The 15,984-nt window shown below is 76.1% G+C and carries 13 protein-coding genes and 2 pseudogenes; 2 read left to right on the top strand and 13 right to left on the bottom strand.

Features of this window, described 5'->3' with window-relative positions; translation table 11 throughout:
* Window positions 1-338 precede the first annotated feature (338 nt).
* The 9 genes from RKE29_RS19175 to RKE29_RS19135 form a co-directional block, all read right to left on the bottom strand.
* On the bottom strand, window positions 339-1,550 hold the full coding sequence (locus RKE29_RS19175) for a S1 family peptidase (RefSeq protein ID WP_312006669.1): 1,212 nt from the start codon (window positions 1,548-1,550) through the stop codon (window positions 339-341).
* Window positions 1,551-1,652: 102 nt separating this feature from the next.
* Window positions 1,653-2,486, bottom strand: a complete 834-nt coding sequence (locus RKE29_RS19170; RefSeq protein WP_312006668.1) for an aldo/keto reductase — start codon at window positions 2,484-2,486, stop codon at window positions 1,653-1,655.
* Window positions 2,487-2,602: 116 nt separating this feature from the next.
* Entirely contained in the window at window positions 2,603-3,382 is a 780-nt protein-coding gene (locus RKE29_RS19165; protein WP_312006667.1) for a hypothetical protein, read from the bottom strand.
* Entirely contained in the window at window positions 3,373-3,588 is a 216-nt protein-coding gene (locus RKE29_RS19160) for a radical SAM-modified peptide, FtsH ternary system-associated (protein ID WP_312006666.1), read from the bottom strand. Before RKE29_RS19160 ends, RKE29_RS19165 begins: the two co-directional genes overlap by 10 nt.
* Window positions 3,585-3,965: a hypothetical protein gene (locus RKE29_RS19155; protein ID WP_312006665.1), complete on the bottom strand. Its 381-nt coding sequence runs from the start codon at window positions 3,963-3,965 to the stop codon at window positions 3,585-3,587. Before RKE29_RS19155 ends, RKE29_RS19160 begins: the two co-directional genes overlap by 4 nt.
* On the bottom strand, window positions 3,944-4,663 hold the full coding sequence (locus tag RKE29_RS19150) for a radical SAM protein (RefSeq protein ID WP_312006664.1): 720 nt from the start codon (window positions 4,661-4,663) through the stop codon (window positions 3,944-3,946). Before RKE29_RS19150 ends, RKE29_RS19155 begins: the two co-directional genes overlap by 22 nt.
* Entirely contained in the window at window positions 4,660-5,556 is an 897-nt protein-coding gene (locus tag RKE29_RS19145) for a hypothetical protein (RefSeq protein WP_312006663.1), read from the bottom strand. The genes RKE29_RS19150 and RKE29_RS19145 overlap by 4 nt, the downstream gene beginning before the upstream one ends.
* 110 nt (window positions 5,557-5,666) lie before the next feature.
* Entirely contained in the window at window positions 5,667-7,493 is a 1,827-nt protein-coding gene (locus RKE29_RS19140; protein WP_312006662.1) for an AMP-dependent synthetase/ligase, read from the bottom strand.
* A gap of 392 nt (window positions 7,494-7,885) precedes the next feature.
* The gene (locus RKE29_RS19135; protein WP_312006670.1) at window positions 7,886-8,785 is read right to left on the bottom strand and encodes a LysR substrate-binding domain-containing protein; all 900 of its coding nucleotides are present in this window, start codon (window positions 8,783-8,785) and stop codon (window positions 7,886-7,888) included.
* A 213-nt stretch (window positions 8,786-8,998) separates the two neighbouring features.
* Here RKE29_RS19135 and RKE29_RS19130 point away from each other — a divergent pair, with 213 nt between their 5' ends.
* Entirely contained in the window at window positions 8,999-10,222 is a 1,224-nt protein-coding gene (locus tag RKE29_RS19130; protein ID WP_312006661.1) for a bile acid:sodium symporter family protein, read from the top strand.
* A gap of 220 nt (window positions 10,223-10,442) precedes the next feature.
* Here the strand turns inward: RKE29_RS19130 and RKE29_RS19125 are convergent, their stop codons facing one another.
* From RKE29_RS19125 to fdhD, 4 genes and pseudogenes are all read right to left on the bottom strand, one after another.
* Window positions 10,443-12,431 (bottom strand): sialidase family protein, encoded by a 1,989-nt coding sequence (locus tag RKE29_RS19125; protein ID WP_312006660.1) that lies wholly within the window; start codon window positions 12,429-12,431, stop codon window positions 10,443-10,445.
* Window positions 12,432-12,565: 134 nt separating this feature from the next.
* Window positions 12,566-13,255: pseudogene (locus RKE29_RS19120) on the bottom strand (NAD(P)-dependent oxidoreductase); the annotation flags it as partial.
* 93 nt (window positions 13,256-13,348) lie between these two features.
* Window positions 13,349-14,515, bottom strand: a complete 1,167-nt coding sequence (locus RKE29_RS19115; protein ID WP_312006658.1) for a serine hydrolase domain-containing protein — start codon at window positions 14,513-14,515, stop codon at window positions 13,349-13,351.
* A gap of 188 nt (window positions 14,516-14,703) precedes the next feature.
* Window positions 14,704-15,555: a formate dehydrogenase accessory sulfurtransferase FdhD gene (gene fdhD, locus RKE29_RS19110; protein WP_312006657.1), complete on the bottom strand. Its 852-nt coding sequence runs from the start codon at window positions 15,553-15,555 to the stop codon at window positions 14,704-14,706.
* Between the two features lie 202 nt (window positions 15,556-15,757).
* Here fdhD and RKE29_RS19105 point away from each other — a divergent pair.
* Window positions 15,758-15,984, top strand: a pseudogene (locus RKE29_RS19105) (hypothetical protein); the annotation flags it as partial.

Below are 15,984 nucleotides of genomic sequence, written 5' to 3'. Positions count from 1 at the left end.
CCCGCCTGGCCCGTACGCCTGGCGGTACGGGCCTGGGCCGGCCGAGCGGCCCGGCGTGCCCGGCGCCGCCCGTGCCGTACGCGGGCGCGGCCCTCGTCGGGCCCGCCGGGCGAAGCGGCCGTCACGGCGCGACCTGGGAGCGGGCCGGAGCCGGAAGCCGCTTCCCCGGGACCGGCCCGCCCGGGTTCCGGCCCGCGCGAAGCCGGGCCGCACCCCGCCGGTCCGCGGTGCCGGCCGCTCGTACGGCCCCGGAGCCGTACGAGCGGGCCGTGGGCCGGGGCGCGCACGGGTCCGGCGTGGCAGCGCGGGCGGGGCCGTCAGACGGTCGGGCGGCGCTGTCAGCCGGTGGCCAGGGTGAGGCCGTAGGCGGCCAGGACCGGGTTGATGGGCTGGTAGTAGGTCGTGCCGCCGCTGTCGCAGTCCCCGGTGCCCCCGGAGGTCACGCCCTGCGCCTGGCTGCCGGACAGGAAGGCGCCGCCCGAGTCCCCGGGCTCGGCGCACACGTCCGTGCGCGTCACGCCGGTGACGGTGCCCTCCGGGTAGACGACGGTCGTGTTCTGCTGCTCGATCGTGCCGCAGCGCCAGCCGGTGGTGGACCCGGAGCGGCAGACGGCCGCCCCGACCGGCGCCACCTCCGAGCCGGACACCGTCACGTTCGTGTTGTCGGCGCCGTGCACCAGGGGCCGGGGCACCCACGAGGAGGTGGTCGCCACCCACGCGAAGTCGGTGCCGGGGAAGTCGGACGCCTGGAAGGTGCCCTGCGCCGTGGCCCGGTCGGAGCCGGTGGTGGTGTCGCCCGCCTTGCCGCAGTGGCCCGCGGTGACGAAGCCGTTCGTCCCGTCCTTGGTCACCGGGAAGGCGATCGAGCAGCGGGCCGCGTCGTTGACGTAGAAGGCGTCGCCTCCGCGCAGGTCCACGTACGGGTGCGGACGCTCGGCCGAGTACTCCACCCGCACCGTGCCGCCCGCCGGGCCCGCGCCGCTGGCGGCGACGAACGCGGACGCCTGGCCGTAGTCGGCCGACCGCACGACCACGCTGTTGGTGCGCGGGTCGACGTACCAGGCGTGCGTCGCGGGCGGGGTGCCGCGGCGCACCGCGGTCACGTCCAGGGCCTTCTTGACCGCGTCCAGGTCCCGCAGGCTGCGGTGGACGACCACCGGGCGGGCGCCCGCCGCGGCTATCCGGCCCTGCTGGGCGCCGTCGGTGGTGGCGACGGTGAGCGCGGCGGACCGGCCGGTCACCCAGGCGCCGCCGAAGCTGTCGCCCAGCCGCTGCCGCAGGGCCTGCGCCGTCGCCCCGGCGCGGCGCTCCCCGGCCGCCCTGGCCCGGGCCTGCTCGGGGGAGAGGCCGAGGTCCCGGTGCAGCGCGCCGAGCACGCCCGCGGGCACCTGGCGGCTCGCCGCGGACGCCGTGGCGGGCGCGCCGGCGGGCGCCTCGGGGACGGGCCCGAGGGCCGCCGACGCGGGCAGCACGGGCCAGACGGCCAGCAGCAGTCCGGTGACGGCGAGGGCGCACCCCGCGATCGCGCCGCGTCCGTGACTTCGAGGCATGTCACGTCTCCTCGTGATCGGGCCCGTCGCGCCACCGTAAGCCGGGGCGGCGCCCGCCGCGACCGCTGGCCCGCCCTGGTCCCGGCCGTGGCCGGGGCCGGGTCAGGCCACGGAGAAGGTCTCCGGGTCCGGGCCCAGGCGGTCGCCGGTGTCGAGGCCGGCGAAGGCGGCCAGGTCGTCCGCGTCCAGCTCGAAGTCGAAGACGTCGATGTTCTCCCGGATCCGGGACGGCGTCGACGACTTGGGGATCGCCATGTGGCCGAGCTGGAGGTGCCAGCGCAGCACGGTCTGCGCCGGGCTCCTGCCGTGCTTGGCGGCGATCCGGCCGATCACCGGGTCGTCCAGCAGGCCCCTGCCCTGGCCGAGAGGAGACCAGGCCTCGGTGGCGATGCCGTGCCGCGCGTTGAAGGCCCGCAGCTCGGACTGCTGGAGCCGCGGGTGCAGCTCCACCTGGTCCACCGCCGGGCGGACGGACGTCTCCGACAGCAGCCGCTGGATGTGGCCCGGGTGGAAGTTGGACAGGCCCACGGCCCTGGCCCGGCCCTCGGCGTAGATCTTCTCCAACGCCTGCCAGGTCTCCACGAACGTGCCGGCCGCCGGCATCGGCCAGTGGATCAGGTACAGGTCCACGTAGTCGAGGCCGAGCCGGGCGAGCGAGGCGTCGAAGGCCCGCAGCGCCGCGTCGTAACCGTGGTCGGAGTTCCACAGCTTGGTGGTGACGAACAGCTCCTCACGCGCGACGCCCGACCGCGCCAGCGCCTGTCCGGTGCCCTTCTCGTTCCCGTATATCGCCGCGGTGTCGATGCTGCGATACCCGGCCTCCAGCGCGGCGGACACCGTCTCGGCGGCCTCGTCGTCCGGCACCTGCCAGACCCCGAAGCCCAGTTGGGGCATCCGCACGCCGTTGTTGAGGGTGATGAACGGGACCTTGCTCACGGACTGTCGATCCTTACGTCGAACGGGCAGTGTCTGATGTGCTTCTTTCCCTTTCCATCCTGGTCGAACGGCCGCCTTCGCGCACGCCCGCCCCCGGCCGCCGGCCCTCGGGGGCGTCAGCGCGCCAGCAGCGCCGCGATGGCCCGGCCGAGCTGGGCCGGGTCCGGCGACGGCGGCACGTGGCGGCGGTAGGGCAGGGCCCAGCGGCCCGTCGGCGCGTCGTCCCCGGCGTGCGTGGTCAGCATCCGCAGCCCGGGCCCCGCCTCCAGGCCGCGCTCGCGCGGCAGCCGGTGGTGGGTGAGCAGCAGCGCGGGCGCGCCGGTGGCGGCGGCCGTGGCCAGCGCGGTGGCCACGTCGGGCGGCCGGAGCGTACGCGTCGTCCACAGCGCGGGCAGGTCGGCGGGCCGCGCCACCGGCACCGCCAGGCCCGGCCGGTCCAGGGCGACCAGCATCGGGTGCCGGCCGTGCCGCCAGTACTCGGCGGCGATCAGGTGGGCCGCCACCCGCAGCACCCCCTCCACCGGCCCGAAGGTCGCCGGAGTGGTGTCCAGCACCAGCGTGACCGGCTCCGGGTGCGGCTCGGCCTCGGACACGTGCAGCCGGTAGAGCAGCTCCCGGCGCGAGTGCTTCAGCAGCAGCAGCGGCCCGGGCAGGGCGAGCTGCGCGGGCAGCAGGTGGGTCAGCTCGCCCCGGTTGCCGACGCCGCCGGTGCCGGGCGCGTGCGCGGTGGTGCGGGTGCGGGCCGCGCCGTCGGCCGCGCGCGGCGCCAGCAGCCGCAGCTGCCGCTGGTCCAGCCCGGCCGCCATCCCCGCCTCGAACGCGTCCAGCCCCGGCGCGCCGCCCGCTTCGTCGCCCGCTCTGCCGTCCTGCGCGGGCCCGCCGCCGTCTACCCGCACAGCATCTGCTCCATGGGCCCGTCGTCGCCGAGCGCGGTCAGGGCGTCCTCCACGGCGGCCGGGCGCAGCGCGTCGCCGACCACCTCCACGCCCGTGTCGGTGACGGCGATGCGGATCCGCACCAGGTTTCCCCGCGGGTGCGCCGCGTACTCGGCCGGATCGATCAGATCCGGGATCGCCTCGGTGAAGACATGCCTCTCGGTCACGCCGACCTCCCCCAGCGGCCCGGGACGGGCGTCCCGCACGAGGGGCACGCCCCCGCCGCGACCGCGTTCTCCAGTGTCTCCCAGATTCCGCGCCGTACGAGCGCCAGGCCGCACCGCGGGCACCGGGTGTCCCGGCCCGCCGGGCCCAGCGCCCGCTCGACGTACACGAACCGCAGCCCCTCCTCCTCGCCGACGCGGCGCGCCTCGGCGAGCGCCTCGGGCGCGGTGGGGTCCTCGCCCGCCATGCGGAAGTCGGGCGTGAAGCGCAGCAGGTGCCACGGCAGGTCCGGGTCGAGCGCGGCCAGGCGGCGGGCGATGGCCCGCAGCTGCCCGGGCGCGGCCGACGTGCCGGGGATCAGCGGCGTGCTCGCCTCCACCCACACCCCCGCGCCCGGAAGCGCTCCAGCGCGTCGAGCACCGGCGCCAGCGGCGCGCCGGTCAGCCGCCGGTGCGGGGCGTCCTCGGCGGCCTTCACGTCGATGTTGACCGCCTCCAGGGCGGGCGCGACCAGGTCGACGGCGCGCGGGGTGAGGAAGCCGTTGCTCTTCCACAGCAGCGGCACGCCCAGCGGCCGGGCGTGCTCGGCGAGGGCCAGCGTCAGCTCCGGCGCCAGGCCGGGCTCCGCGTACGACAGGGCGAGTCCGGCGCCGTGCCCGGCCGCGCGGGCGGCCAGCTCGGCGGGCCGGGCCGGGGCGCCGGTCCAGCGCACGCCCGCCTCGCGCCCGTACTGCGACAGCCGGTGGTTGACGCAGTAGTCACAGGCGAACGTGCAGCCCGGGCCGGCCACGGTGAGCACCGGGCTGCCCGGCCGCACGTGGTAGAAGGGCTTGCGTTCGATGGCGTCCAGGTGCGCGACGGACGCGGTGAACGTGGCGGTCTCCAGCCGCCCGGCGCGGTTGCGGCGCACCTGGCAGGTGCCGGTCTGCCCGGGCCGTAACCGGCAGCGGAAGGGGCACAGCTCGCAGCGGACCGCGCCGCCGCCCGGCCCGGCGCCGTCCTCGGCCGACGGCTCGCCCAGCAGGGCCGGCCGCCAGTGCGGCCCGCCGTCCGGAACGGCCGTCCGCGCGCCGCTCACAGCGCGGCGTCCAGCAGCAGCGGGCCGGGGAGGTCCTGCCGGTAGTGCCGCGAGCCCAGGCCCCGGCGCACCGTCGCCCGTACCGCGACCGCGGTGCGCACGGCCGCCCCGCGCGGGGCGCGCACCACCATCGTCAGCCGGTACGTGCCGCCGATGCGCACGGTGCGGGTGCGGCGGATCTCCCAGCCCGGGTCGGACCGCAGCTCCCGCAGCGCCTCCAGGCACACCCGGCCGCGCTGCGTGGTCCGGCTGTGGCCGACGAAGCCGAGCTGCGGCCCCAGCTGGGCCGAGGTGGTGGTCTGGATCGCCTCGGTGAGCCGCTTGGGCGTCATCGACCAGGCCACCGGCTGGAAGGGCGCGCCCGCCCCGGCGCTGAGCCCGAAGCCGAGGCTGACGGCGCGCAGCGCCGGGCCTCCGTCCCGGTCGCAGGTCAGGGAGGTGTGCACCAGGTGGTAGGCGGCGGTGGCCGCCTCCTGCGCCACGAAGGCCCGCAGCTCGGCGTCGTCGGCGATCAGCTCGGGCGTCACCGGCACGGACAGCGGGCCGCCCAGCATGATCCGGTCCCCGAGGGGCGACGGGCCGTCCGGCGGCACCGGTCCGGTGGGCCAGGGGTCCGGTGCGGGCCGCGGATCGGGGGCGGGCGGGCTTGAGGGTCCGCCGGGGACGCCCGGGCCGGCGGGGACGGGCTCGCCCCGGCGGCCGTCAGGCACCGGCGGGGTGACCACCACGATCGGCGGGTCGAACCCGGGCGGGAGCGGCCCGGTCAGCAGATCGTCGTCGTACGGCAGGGCCGGGTCGTGCGGCTGCGCCGGCGTGCCGGGGTGCGGCGGCCCGTCGTCGGGCCACAGCGTGAGCTCGCGCTCGGGCAGGCGGGGAAACACGACATCGGCCATTGTCACACCGTCCCCCCGAGACCCGTACCCCTGACGAGGGGTCACAGCGTAGCCGCAAACCGTGCGATGCGGTACGCACCGCACAGCCCGCGCTCACCAGGCGACAGGGCCTAGGTGCGGTACAGGGCCTCTATCTCGCCCGCGTACGCCTGTTCTATGGCCTTGCGCTTCAGCTTCAGCGACGGCGTGAGCAGCCCGTGGTCCTCGGAGAACTGGGCGGCCAGGATCCGGAACGTACGGATCGACTCGGCCTGCGAGACCAGGGTGTTCGCGGCGACGACCGCCCTGCGCACCTCGGTCTCCAGGTCCGGGTCCCGCACCAGCTGGCTGGGCGACATCGCCGGCTTGCCGCGCATCGTCAACCAGTGGGAGACCGCTTCGGGGTCCAGGGTGACCAGGGCCGCGACGAACGGGCGGTCGTTGCCGACGACGATGCACTGGGCCACCAGCGGGTGGGCTCTGACGCGCTCCTCCAGGGCGGCGGGCCACACGGTCTTGCCGCTGGAGGTGACCAGGGCCTCCTTCTTGCGCCCGGTGATGGTCAGGTAGCCGTCCTCGTCGAGCGTGCCGAGGTCGCCGGTGGCCAGCCAGCCGTCCCGGAGCACGGCGTCGGTGGCCTTCGGGTCGTTGAGGTAGCCGGAGAAGATCTGCGGGCCGCGCAGCCAGACCTCGCCGTCGTCGGCGATGTGCACGGTCGTGCCGGGCACCGGGACGCCCACCGTGCCGTACCGGGGGCGCTCGGGCGGGTTGGCGGTGGCGGCGGCGGTCGACTCGGTCAGGCCGTAGCCCTCGAAGAGGGTGATGCCCACGCCCTCGAAGAACAGGCCGAGCCGCCGCCGCATCGGCGAGCCGCCGGAGATGGCGTACTTCACCCGGCCGCCGAGGGCGTCGCGCACCCGGTAGTAGACGAGCTTGTCGTAGAGCTGGTGCTGCATGCGCAGGGCCGGGCTGGGCCCGGAGCCCCTGCCGAACGACCTGGCCTCCTTGGCCTCCGCGTACCGCACCGCGATCTCCACGGCCCGGTCGAACGGGCCGGTCCTGCCCTCGGACTCGGCGACCCGGCGGGCCGTGTCGTAGATCTTCTCGAAGACGTACGGCACGGCGAGGATGAAGGTCGGCCGGAAGGTCTGGAGGGCCGGCAGCAGGGCTTTGGAGGAGATGTCCGGCTGGAGGGCGAGCTGCGCCTTGCCCCAGATGCAGCCGACCTCGATCATCCGGCCGAAGACGTGCGCGAGCGGCAGGAACAGCAGCGTGGACGGCTCGCCGCCGAGCTTGGAGCGCAGCGGCTTGTCGTACGTCTCCATGACGTTCTCGCACTCCATCATCATCTGGAAGTGCGTGATCAGGCAGCCCTTGGGGCGGCCGGTGGTGCCCGAGGTGTAGATGATGGTCGCGGGCGTGTCGGGGGTGACCGACAGCCGGTTGGTGTCCACCACGTCGTCCGCGAGGTGCGCGCCGTCCTCCATCAGCTCGGCCACGGCGCCCGCGTCGAGCTGCCACAGCCGGGCCAGGCGCGGCAGCCGGTCGATCACCGAGCCGACGGTCATGGCGTGGTCGCCGTGCTCGACGAGGCAGGCGGACACGCCCGCGTCGTGCAGCATCCAGAACACCTGCTCGGCGGACGAGGTCGGGTAGACCGGGACGCTCTGGCCGCCGATGGCCCAGATCGCGAAGTCGAACAGGGTCCACTCGTAGCGCGTCCGGCACATGATCGCGACGCGGTCGCCGAAGCGCACGCCCTGGGCCAGCATCCCCTTGGCGAGCGCGACCACCTCGTCGCGGAACTGGGCGGCGGTCACGTCCTCCCAGCCGCCGTCCGGAGTCCGGCGGGCCAGGGCGGGGTAGTCGGGGTCTTTCAGGGCGTTGTCGAAGACGGCGTCCGCCAGTCCGCCGACCTGGCGCGCCGCCACCAACGCGGGGGTGGTGAACTCGCGCAATGACTCGCTCCTCGAATGCGCTCCGCACAGCGCCGTGACCGTACCTGATAAATGGCCGGTCAAGGGAGGGGTGCGGCACGTGTGGAACGTAAGGCATATGCACCAGCCAGTATGGAAAAACCAGTCGAATTCGGAAGCTATGGACTTTTTTCGGCTCCTGGTCTGGTCCTACTGGGTCGGAGTTCGACAGGTATCTGCACAAAATCTTTCCGCACGAGGCACAGATCGTCCGGTCGGAGTCCCGTGGTGAACGATCGCGACGCGCATCCTTCCGGCGGACGCGGGACGCGGCGAGACGAGGGGCGGCCCGGGCGCGGGCCGCGCGGGCGGGCAGGGCGCCGGGCCCGCAGAGGTCGGAGGCACCGGGCCTTCAGGGGGTCGGGGAGCGCACCTCAGGGGGTCAGGGGTACCGGACCCGCGAGGATCGCGGCCGCGAGCCGCTCTGCCGCCGCCCGCGTCGCCGCCTGCGCCGAGCCGCCCGGGTGCCGTCCGTCCCGCCGTCCGTCCCGTCGGCCGTGCAGCAGGACGAACTCCACCGGCCCCAGGTCGGGCAGCCCGGCGCGGTCCGGGACGCGCACCAGGCCGGGCGGGATGACGCCCCGCGCGTGCGCCATCACTCCCAGCCCCGCGCGCGCCGCCGCCACCAGCCCGTTCAGGCTGCCGCTCGTGCACACGATCCGCCACGGCCTGCCGTGCCGCTCCAGCACCTCCAGCGCGCGGGCCCGGGTGATGCCCGGCGGCGGGAAGGCGATCAGCGGCAGCGGCCGGTCGGGGTCCAGGCGCAGCCGCTCGGCGCCGATCCACACCAGCCGGTCCCGCCACACCAGGTGACCGCGCGGCCGGTCGCCGGACCGCTTGGCGAGCACCAGGTCCAGCTCCCCGGCGGCCAGCCGTTCGTGCAGGGTGCCGGACAGCTCGACGGTCAGCTCCAGGTCGACCTCGGGGTTCTCGCGGCGGAAGCCTTCGAGGATCTCGGGCAGCCGGGTCAGCACGAAGTCCTCGGACGCGCCGAAGCGCAGCCGCCCGCGCAGCGGGGTGCCCCGGAACCAGTGCGCGGCCCGCTCGTTCGCCTCCAGGATCGTACGGGCGAAGCCCAGCATCGCCTCGCCGTCCTCGGTCAGCTCCACGCCGTGCGTGTCCCGGCTGAACAGCCGGCGCCCGGCCGCGTCCTCCAGCCTGCGCACGTGCTGGCTCACGGTCGACTGGCGCAGGCCCAGCCGGTGGCCCGCCTGCGTGAAGCTCAGCGTCTGGGCTACCGCGAGGAACGTACGCAGGTGGACGGGCTCGAACACGGCCTCCAGCCTAGCGGCGGTCATCACGGATCGCGATGACAGTCAGAGGGGAACACGGGATTCCCGATGAGCGGTGAGCGGGGGACCCTGGGACGGTGGGCGAGCGGGCCACCGGGGCCCGGCGGGACGCCGTACGAACCGGGGCCCGCCGGGACCCGGTGACCCGCGAACGACTGGGAAACGACGGGGAAGAACCGTGGGAGAGCGAGCAGCATGCGCCGTCCGAGAGCCGTGAGAGCAGCCGGGGCCGGGAAGGCGGGGCAGGCCGGGGAGGGCCCGGGCGCGGGGCGGAGCCGCCGCCGCGCGGCCGCCGCGCTGTCCCGGCTGCCCGTCGACCGGTTCCTGCTGGCGCTGGCGGGCACCGTGGGGCTCGCCGTGCTGCTGCCCGCCTCCGGCCGGGCCGCCACGGTCGCCGACGGGGCCACCACGGTCGCGGTCGGCTTCCTGTTCTTCCTCTACGGCACCCGCCTGTCGGCCCGCGAGGCGCTGGACGGGCTGCGGCACTGGCGGCTGCACGTGACCGTGCTGGTCTGCACCTTCCTGGTGTTCCCGGCGCTCGGCCTGGCCGCCCGGGGCCTGGTGCCGTACGTGCTGTCGCACCCGCTGTACACGGGCCTGCTGTTCCTGTGCCTGGTGCCCTCCACGGTGCAGTCCTCGATCGCCTTCACCTCCATCGCCCGCGGCAACGTCGCCGCCGCGATCTGCGCGGGCTCCTTCTCCAGCCTGCTGGGCGTCGTCCTCACGCCGGTGCTCGCCGGGCTGCTGCTGGGCGGCAGCGTCGGCGGCTTCTCGGCCGACTCGCTGGTCAGGACCGCGCTGCAACTGCTCGCGCCGTTCCTGGCCGGGCAGCTGCTGCGCCGCTGGGTCGGCGGCTTCGTGGCCCGCCACCGCAGGGTGCTGGGCTACGCCGACCGCGGCTCGGTGCTGCTCGTCGTCTACGCCGCCTTCAGCCAGGGCATGAACGAAGGCGTCTGGCACCAGGTCACCCCGGCGCGGCTGGCGGCGCTGGCCGGCGTCGAGGCGGTGCTGCTGGCCGTGATGCTGCGCGGCACCTCCTTCGCCGCGCGGCGGCTCGGCTTCGGCCGCGAGGACCGGATCGCGATCGTCTTCGCTGGGTCGAAGAAGAGCCTGGTGGCCGGGCTGCCCATGGCGAGCGTGCTGTTCGGGGCGCAGGCGAGCCTGGCGGTGCTGCCGCTGATGCTCTACCACCAGATGCAGCTCATGGTCTGCGCGGTGCTCGCCCGGCGGTACGCGGCGCAGGCGCCGGACGGTCCTGGCGCGCCGGACGCCGCCGCCCCGGACACCCCCCGGGCCGGGGATTCCGGCCCCGCGCCGGGCCCGTCCGGGTCGGATCCGTCCGGGTCGGACCAGGCTGGAGCGGGCCCGTCCGGAGCCGAGGCGGCCGGACGCGCGGCGGGCGCGCCGGCCGGCCCCTGAACGGACGGACGGACCGGAAGGACCGGACTGGACCCGGGCACCGCGCCCGCGCCCCGGCCCGCACGGCATCCGGCCGCCGAGCGCTCCGCCGCCGAGCCCGGCGCAACGGCCGCCGAGCCCGGCCGCGGCCCGNCGGAAGCCGCCGGAAGCCGCCGGAAGCCGCCGGAAGCCGCCGGAAGCCGCCGGAAGCCGCCGCTCCGGCGCCGCCCGCCGAGGCCGGCTACCGGTGCCGGCTGGCGGGCACCAGCACCCGGTCCAGCGGCAGCCGCAGCACCACCGGGCCCGTCTCGGCCGCCGGGGCCCCGTCCTCGCGGGCGCGCCGCAGCTCGCTGTCGCTGAGCGCCCAGCCGTACACCCGTACCTCGTCCAGCGCCCCGCTCAGGTACGTACGGCTGTCGACGCTCTGCCCCAGGTGCACGCCGAACGGCGAGGTGCGGCTGACCGTTCCGGGCACGTCGGGCACGGACACCGGCTCGCCGCCGTCCACGGCGAGGGTGAGCCGGCCGTCGCCGCGCACCAGGGCCGCGTGGTGCCACCGGCCGTCGTTGTGGGCCGCGTCGGCGGCGACCGACACGCCCGCCGGCGCGGCGGCGCCGCTGACCGCGGTGATGTGCCCCACGACGCGGTCGGACGCCGGCTCGCCGCGCAGCCACACCTGCGGCTGCCGGGCGCCCGTGCCGCCCATCCACAGGAACGGCTGCTGCCCCGAGCCCGCGGTGTAGCGGAACCACAGGCTCACGGTGAAGTCGCGGGTGCCCAGCGGCAGCGAGTCGCGGTAGGGCAGGCGTACGGCGTCGTCGACCCCGTCGAACGACATGGCGTTGCCGAACCGCCCGTCGGTGCGGTCCGGGTCGCCCAGGACGGTGGCGGGCCGGGCGTCCGGCGCCAGGTCGGGCGTGACCGGGTCCGGCTCGCGGCGCCGGGCCAGCCAGTCCTCGGTGAAGCGGGCGAAGCGGATCTCCTCGCGCGCGTCGGCCACCCCGCCCTCGTACAGCAGCCCCACCACGTCGCGCGAGACGCGCACCATGTCCGAGTAGCCCGCCCAGTCCCGGGAGACCACCGTGCCGCGGTCGACGCTGTCCCAGGTGCGGCCCTCGTCCCACGAGGAGCGGATCATCATGGTGCGCCGGCGCTCGGGGTCGGCGGGCGCCGACAGCAGCAGCTGGTTGTAGCCGTCGCTGTCCTGCTCGCGCAGCCGCACGACGGCGGCCTGCACCTGCGGGGTGTACAGGTCGGGGACGGCCCGGAAGGGCGCGGCGAAGGTCTCGCCGCCGTCGTGGCTGACGGCGGCCGTGCGGTGGCCGAGGTCGGTGCCGTCCTGCTCCCGCCCGTTGACGTAGAGCGAGCCGTCCTGCCGCTCCACCAGGGTCATCTCCGAGGGTTTCTGGCGGAACGTTCCGTCGGCCTGGACCGGCCAGGTGTCCACCGCGCCCAGCCGCCAGCTGTCCCCGCCGTCGTCGCTGTAGGCCAGCGCCGCGTGGTTGTGGGTGACCCGGCCCCCGGCGTAGCTCTCGGCGTTCGCGCAGAACACCAGCCGGCCGTCGTGCGGGCCGCGGGTGAGCTGGACGCCGTGGACGGGGCCGGTGGCGTACCAGGAGTTCCACGAGGGCGGCCGCAGCGTGTCGCTCAGGTCGCGCGGCCGGGACCAGGTGGCGCCGTCGTCGTCGCTGTACTGGAGGTGCGGGGTGCGGTCGCACGGCACGTCGCAGCTCTGGGCGTCGTGCCGCCCGGTGTTGTACGTGCTGGCCAGCAGGACGCGCCCGGTGCGCTGGTCCACCACCGGCGCCGGGTTGCCGTGGGTGTCGCCGCCGCCCTCGTCCACCACCTGCAACGGGCCCCAGGTGCGGCCGCCGTCCGCGGAGCGGCGCAGCACCAGGTCGATGTCCCCGGCGTCTCCGCAGGTGTCCACCCGGCCCTCGGCGAAGGCGAGCAGCGTGCCGCTCTTGGCCCGGACCACGGCCGGGATGCGAAAGCAGGCGTAGCCGTCGTCATCGGACGCGTCGAAGAGCACCTGCTGCTCGAACTGCCCGCCGGTGTCCGCCGCGGCCCGCGCCCCCGCGGCCGCCAGCGCGCCTCCCGCCCGCGCCGGCAGCAGGGCCACGGCCACCGCGGTGACGGCGAGCAGCACCACCGTGCGGCGCCGCCAGGCCCCTCCGGGCCGCCATGGTCCGACGCGGGAGCGCGGGCGCGCGCGGAGAACTGACGCCATGGCAGACCTTTCGGAGAGTCATCTGGACATCAAGACATCCCATGTCTTTGAGGGGGTGCCGGAAAAGTCTCTCGCCTCCCGTCGAGAGCGACAAGAACCGTGTGTCACATCTCCATAGGAATGAACCGGTTGGATCAGTCCGGGCGGACGGAACCGGCCGAGGTGGGCCAGGAGAACCGGGTGATAGGACCCGGCCCGCCCGGTCCACCCCGGCCCTCGGTCAGTCCGCTATGCCACAGCTGCGTGCGGTGGTGACGCGGCGTCATGACCTCGTCCAGCACGCCGACCGCGAAGTCCGCGTGCGAGATCCGGCCGCCGCCCGGCGGCAGCCGCTCGTCGTACAGCCGGTAGCGGCCGGTCCGCGGCCCGTCCTCGACCAGCTCCATGGGCGGGTTGACGACGAGCCAGTGGACCGGCGACGGCGTGTCCCGCAGCGCCTCCAGGCCCGCAGCGTGGCCCAGGCAGAACTCCCGCCACGCCGCGGGGAAGCCGGGCGTGTCCAGGACCCGCGCGCCGGAGTCGCCCACCAGCGTGGCGGCGACGCCGACGACGCCGAGCCGCTTCACCCCAGCATGCCCCAGACCGGCCGACAGCGCTCGCGCAGCGCCCTCGAACAGCGTCCGGGCGTCGGTGTCCGCGCGGTACACCGAGCTGATCACGGCGTCGTGCCCGGCGACGGCGGCGGCCACGGCCGCCGGGTCGGCGACGTCGCCCGCGACCAGCCGCACCCCCTCGGCGGCCGTCCCGGCGTGCCGCACCGGGTCGCGCACGACCGCGGTCACCTCGTGTCCGCGGCCGCGGGCCTCCGCGACGAGGCGGCGGCCGACCCGCCCGCGCCGACGACAGCGATCCGGTGTTCCCGACGGTCCGGGAGGTCCGGGCCGCCGGCCGCCGTGCCGACGCCGCCCGTACCGGCCTCAGCCGCACATGGCGTGGTCGATCAGGGCCCGGACCGCCGCGTCGGTCCGCTCCTGCCGCTCCTCGTCGGCCTCGTCGAAGGTGTTCGTCGACACGGTCACGGCGCGGCGCCCGTCCGGGCTGACCGCGTTCTCGCTGGAGTAGCCCAGGGCGTTCCCGCCGTGGTGCCAGGCGAGGCCGCCGCAGCTCAGCGGGGTCGTCTCGATGCCCAGCCCGTAGCCGCGGCCCGGCTCGCCGGGGAGGGGGCGCGGGCGCAGCATCTCGGCGAGCTGGGCGGGCCGCAGCACCCGGCCGCCCAGCAGCGCGGTGAAGAACCGGTTGACGTCGTGCGGCGTGGTGACCAGGTCGCCCGCCGCGTCCGCGCCGGTGCCGTTGAACAGCGTGGTGTCGGCCTCCAGCCCGTCCTCGGCGAAGGTCTGGTAGCCGTGCGCGAAGGGGGCCGGAAGGACGGGGGAGTCCGCGGGCAGGGACGTCTCCCGCAGGCCCAGCGGCCCGATGAGGCGGTCGCGGACCTCATCCCGCCAGGTGCGCCCGGCGGCCTTCTCGATGATCATGCCGACGAGGACGTAGTTGGTGTTGGAGTACGCCCAGTCCGTCCCGGGCGCGAACCGCGGCGGGTAGCGGGTGGCCGCGGCGACGAACTCCTCCGGCGTGTGGTGGTCGAAGCGGTGCGCGAAGTAGCCGCGCGCGGAGTAGCCCACGGGGAACACCTCGCGCACCCCCGTGTAGCCGCGCAGTCCGCTGGTGTGCTGCAGGAGGTGGCGCAGGGTGATGCGGCGGCCGTCGTTGCCGTTGCCGTGTACGGCGCCCGGCAGCCACCTGTCCACGGTGCCGTCCAGGGACAGCCTGCCCTCGGCCACCAGTTGCAGGGTGACGGCGGCGACGAGGGTCTTCACCGTGCTGCCCGCGCGGTAGCGGTCCCACGGGCGCATCGGCCTGCCGGTGCGCCGGTCCGCGACCCCGCCGTGCGCGGTCGCGGTGCCCTCCGGGGTGGTCAGCTCGACGGCCGCGCCGTACGTACCGGCCCGGACCACCGCGTCGGTGTCGCGCTGGAGCGCCGGCCCGCCGGGGGAGGCCGCCCGGACGGGGCCGGCGGCCGACACCGGGCCGGTGAGGCCGCAGGCCAGGGCGGCGGCGGCCAGGGCGGCCGCGACGGCCGGCCGCACGCGCGAACGCCTCGGGGATGTGGGTGAGGAGCTGTTCATGGCCCCTCAGCCTTCCCGGGCGGCACCGGCCGCGGCCATGCCGCCCGCCCCCGCACCGGGGTACGGCTGTCCCCACCGCCCGCCCGCCGCGGCGGGCCCGGCCGCCCGGCACGTACGGCACCTACGGCACGTACGGGGAGCGGGCACGGTCAGGAGGCGGCGGCCGGGGCGGGCAGGGCCAGCCGGTGCGCGCCCGCGTACACGTTCATGGACGCGCCGCGCAGGAACCCGACCAGGGTCAGCCCGGTCTCCTCCGCCAGGTCCACGGCCAGCGAGGAAGGCGCCGACACCGCCGCGAGGACCGGGATGCCCGCCATCACCGCCTTCTGCGCAAGCTCGAAGGAGGCCCGCCCGGACACCAGCAGCACCGCCGAGGACAGCGGCAGCAGGCCCTGCCGGAGGGCCCGGCCGACGAGCTTGTCGACGGCGTTGTGCCGGCCCACGTCCTCCCGTACGTCCAGCAGCCGCCCCTCGGGGGTGAACAGCGCGGCCGCGTGCAGGCCCCCGGTCCGGTCGAAGACGCGCTGCGCCGCGCGCAGCCGGTCGGGCAGGGCGCGCAGCGTCTCCGGCCCGACCCGCACGCCGCCGCCGTCCTCCGGCAGCGGCCACCGCGCGGTGGTCCGCACGGCGTCCAGGCTCGCCTTGCCGCACAGGCCGCACGACGACGTGGTGTAGACGTGGCGGCGCAGGGAGGGGCCCGGGTCGGGCACGCCGGGCGCCAGCCGGACGTCCACGACGTTGTAGGTGTTGCCGCCGTCCTCGGTGGCGCCCGCGCAGTAGACGATGTTCGCCACGTCCTCCGCGCGCGCTACCACGCCCTCGCTGACCAGGAACCCGGCGGCGAGCGCGAAGTCGTCCCCCGGGGTGCGCATCGTCACCGCCAGCGGATCGCCGTTCAGCCGGATCTCCAGCGGCTCCTCGGCGACGAGCGTGTCCGGCCGGGAGCTGACCGCACCGTCCCGTACGCGCAGCACCCGCCGTCGCTCGGTGACCCGTCCCATGGCGCTTCCGTCCCGGCTGTCGGGGATACGTGACGGGGCCCATTGTCCCGTACGCCGCCGCCGTACGGGACGACGCTCCGTCCGGGCGGCGCCCGCCGGTACGCCGACGCGCGCCGAAGGCCCCTGGCGGCCGCCCGGACCGGTGCCACCGCTTCCGCACCCGCGCCGCCGCCGGGACCTGGGCGGTGATAGGTTCGGCGGAGTGGTGACCGTGGGGGTGGCGAAGCAGGCCGGGCAGAGCGGATCCGGGCGTACGGAGCCGGAGTCGGGCCGGGCCGCCCCGGCCGGGGAGCCGCCGCACGCGCGGCTCGCCACGCCGCAGGACGCCTGGCGGCCGGAACGGCCGGGATCACCGCCGCGGCCCGCGGCCGCCGGCCCGGCGCGGTGGACCGCCGTCGTGGCGCCCGGCGTCCTGGCCGCCGCCGCCGG

Source organism: Streptomyces sp. B1866 (assembly GCF_031932565.1).
Taxonomy (GTDB): Bacteria; Actinomycetota; Actinomycetes; order Streptomycetales; family Streptomycetaceae; genus Streptomyces.
The sequence above is the reverse complement of the archived record's forward strand: the minus strand, read 5'-3'. Positions and strand labels throughout refer to the sequence as shown.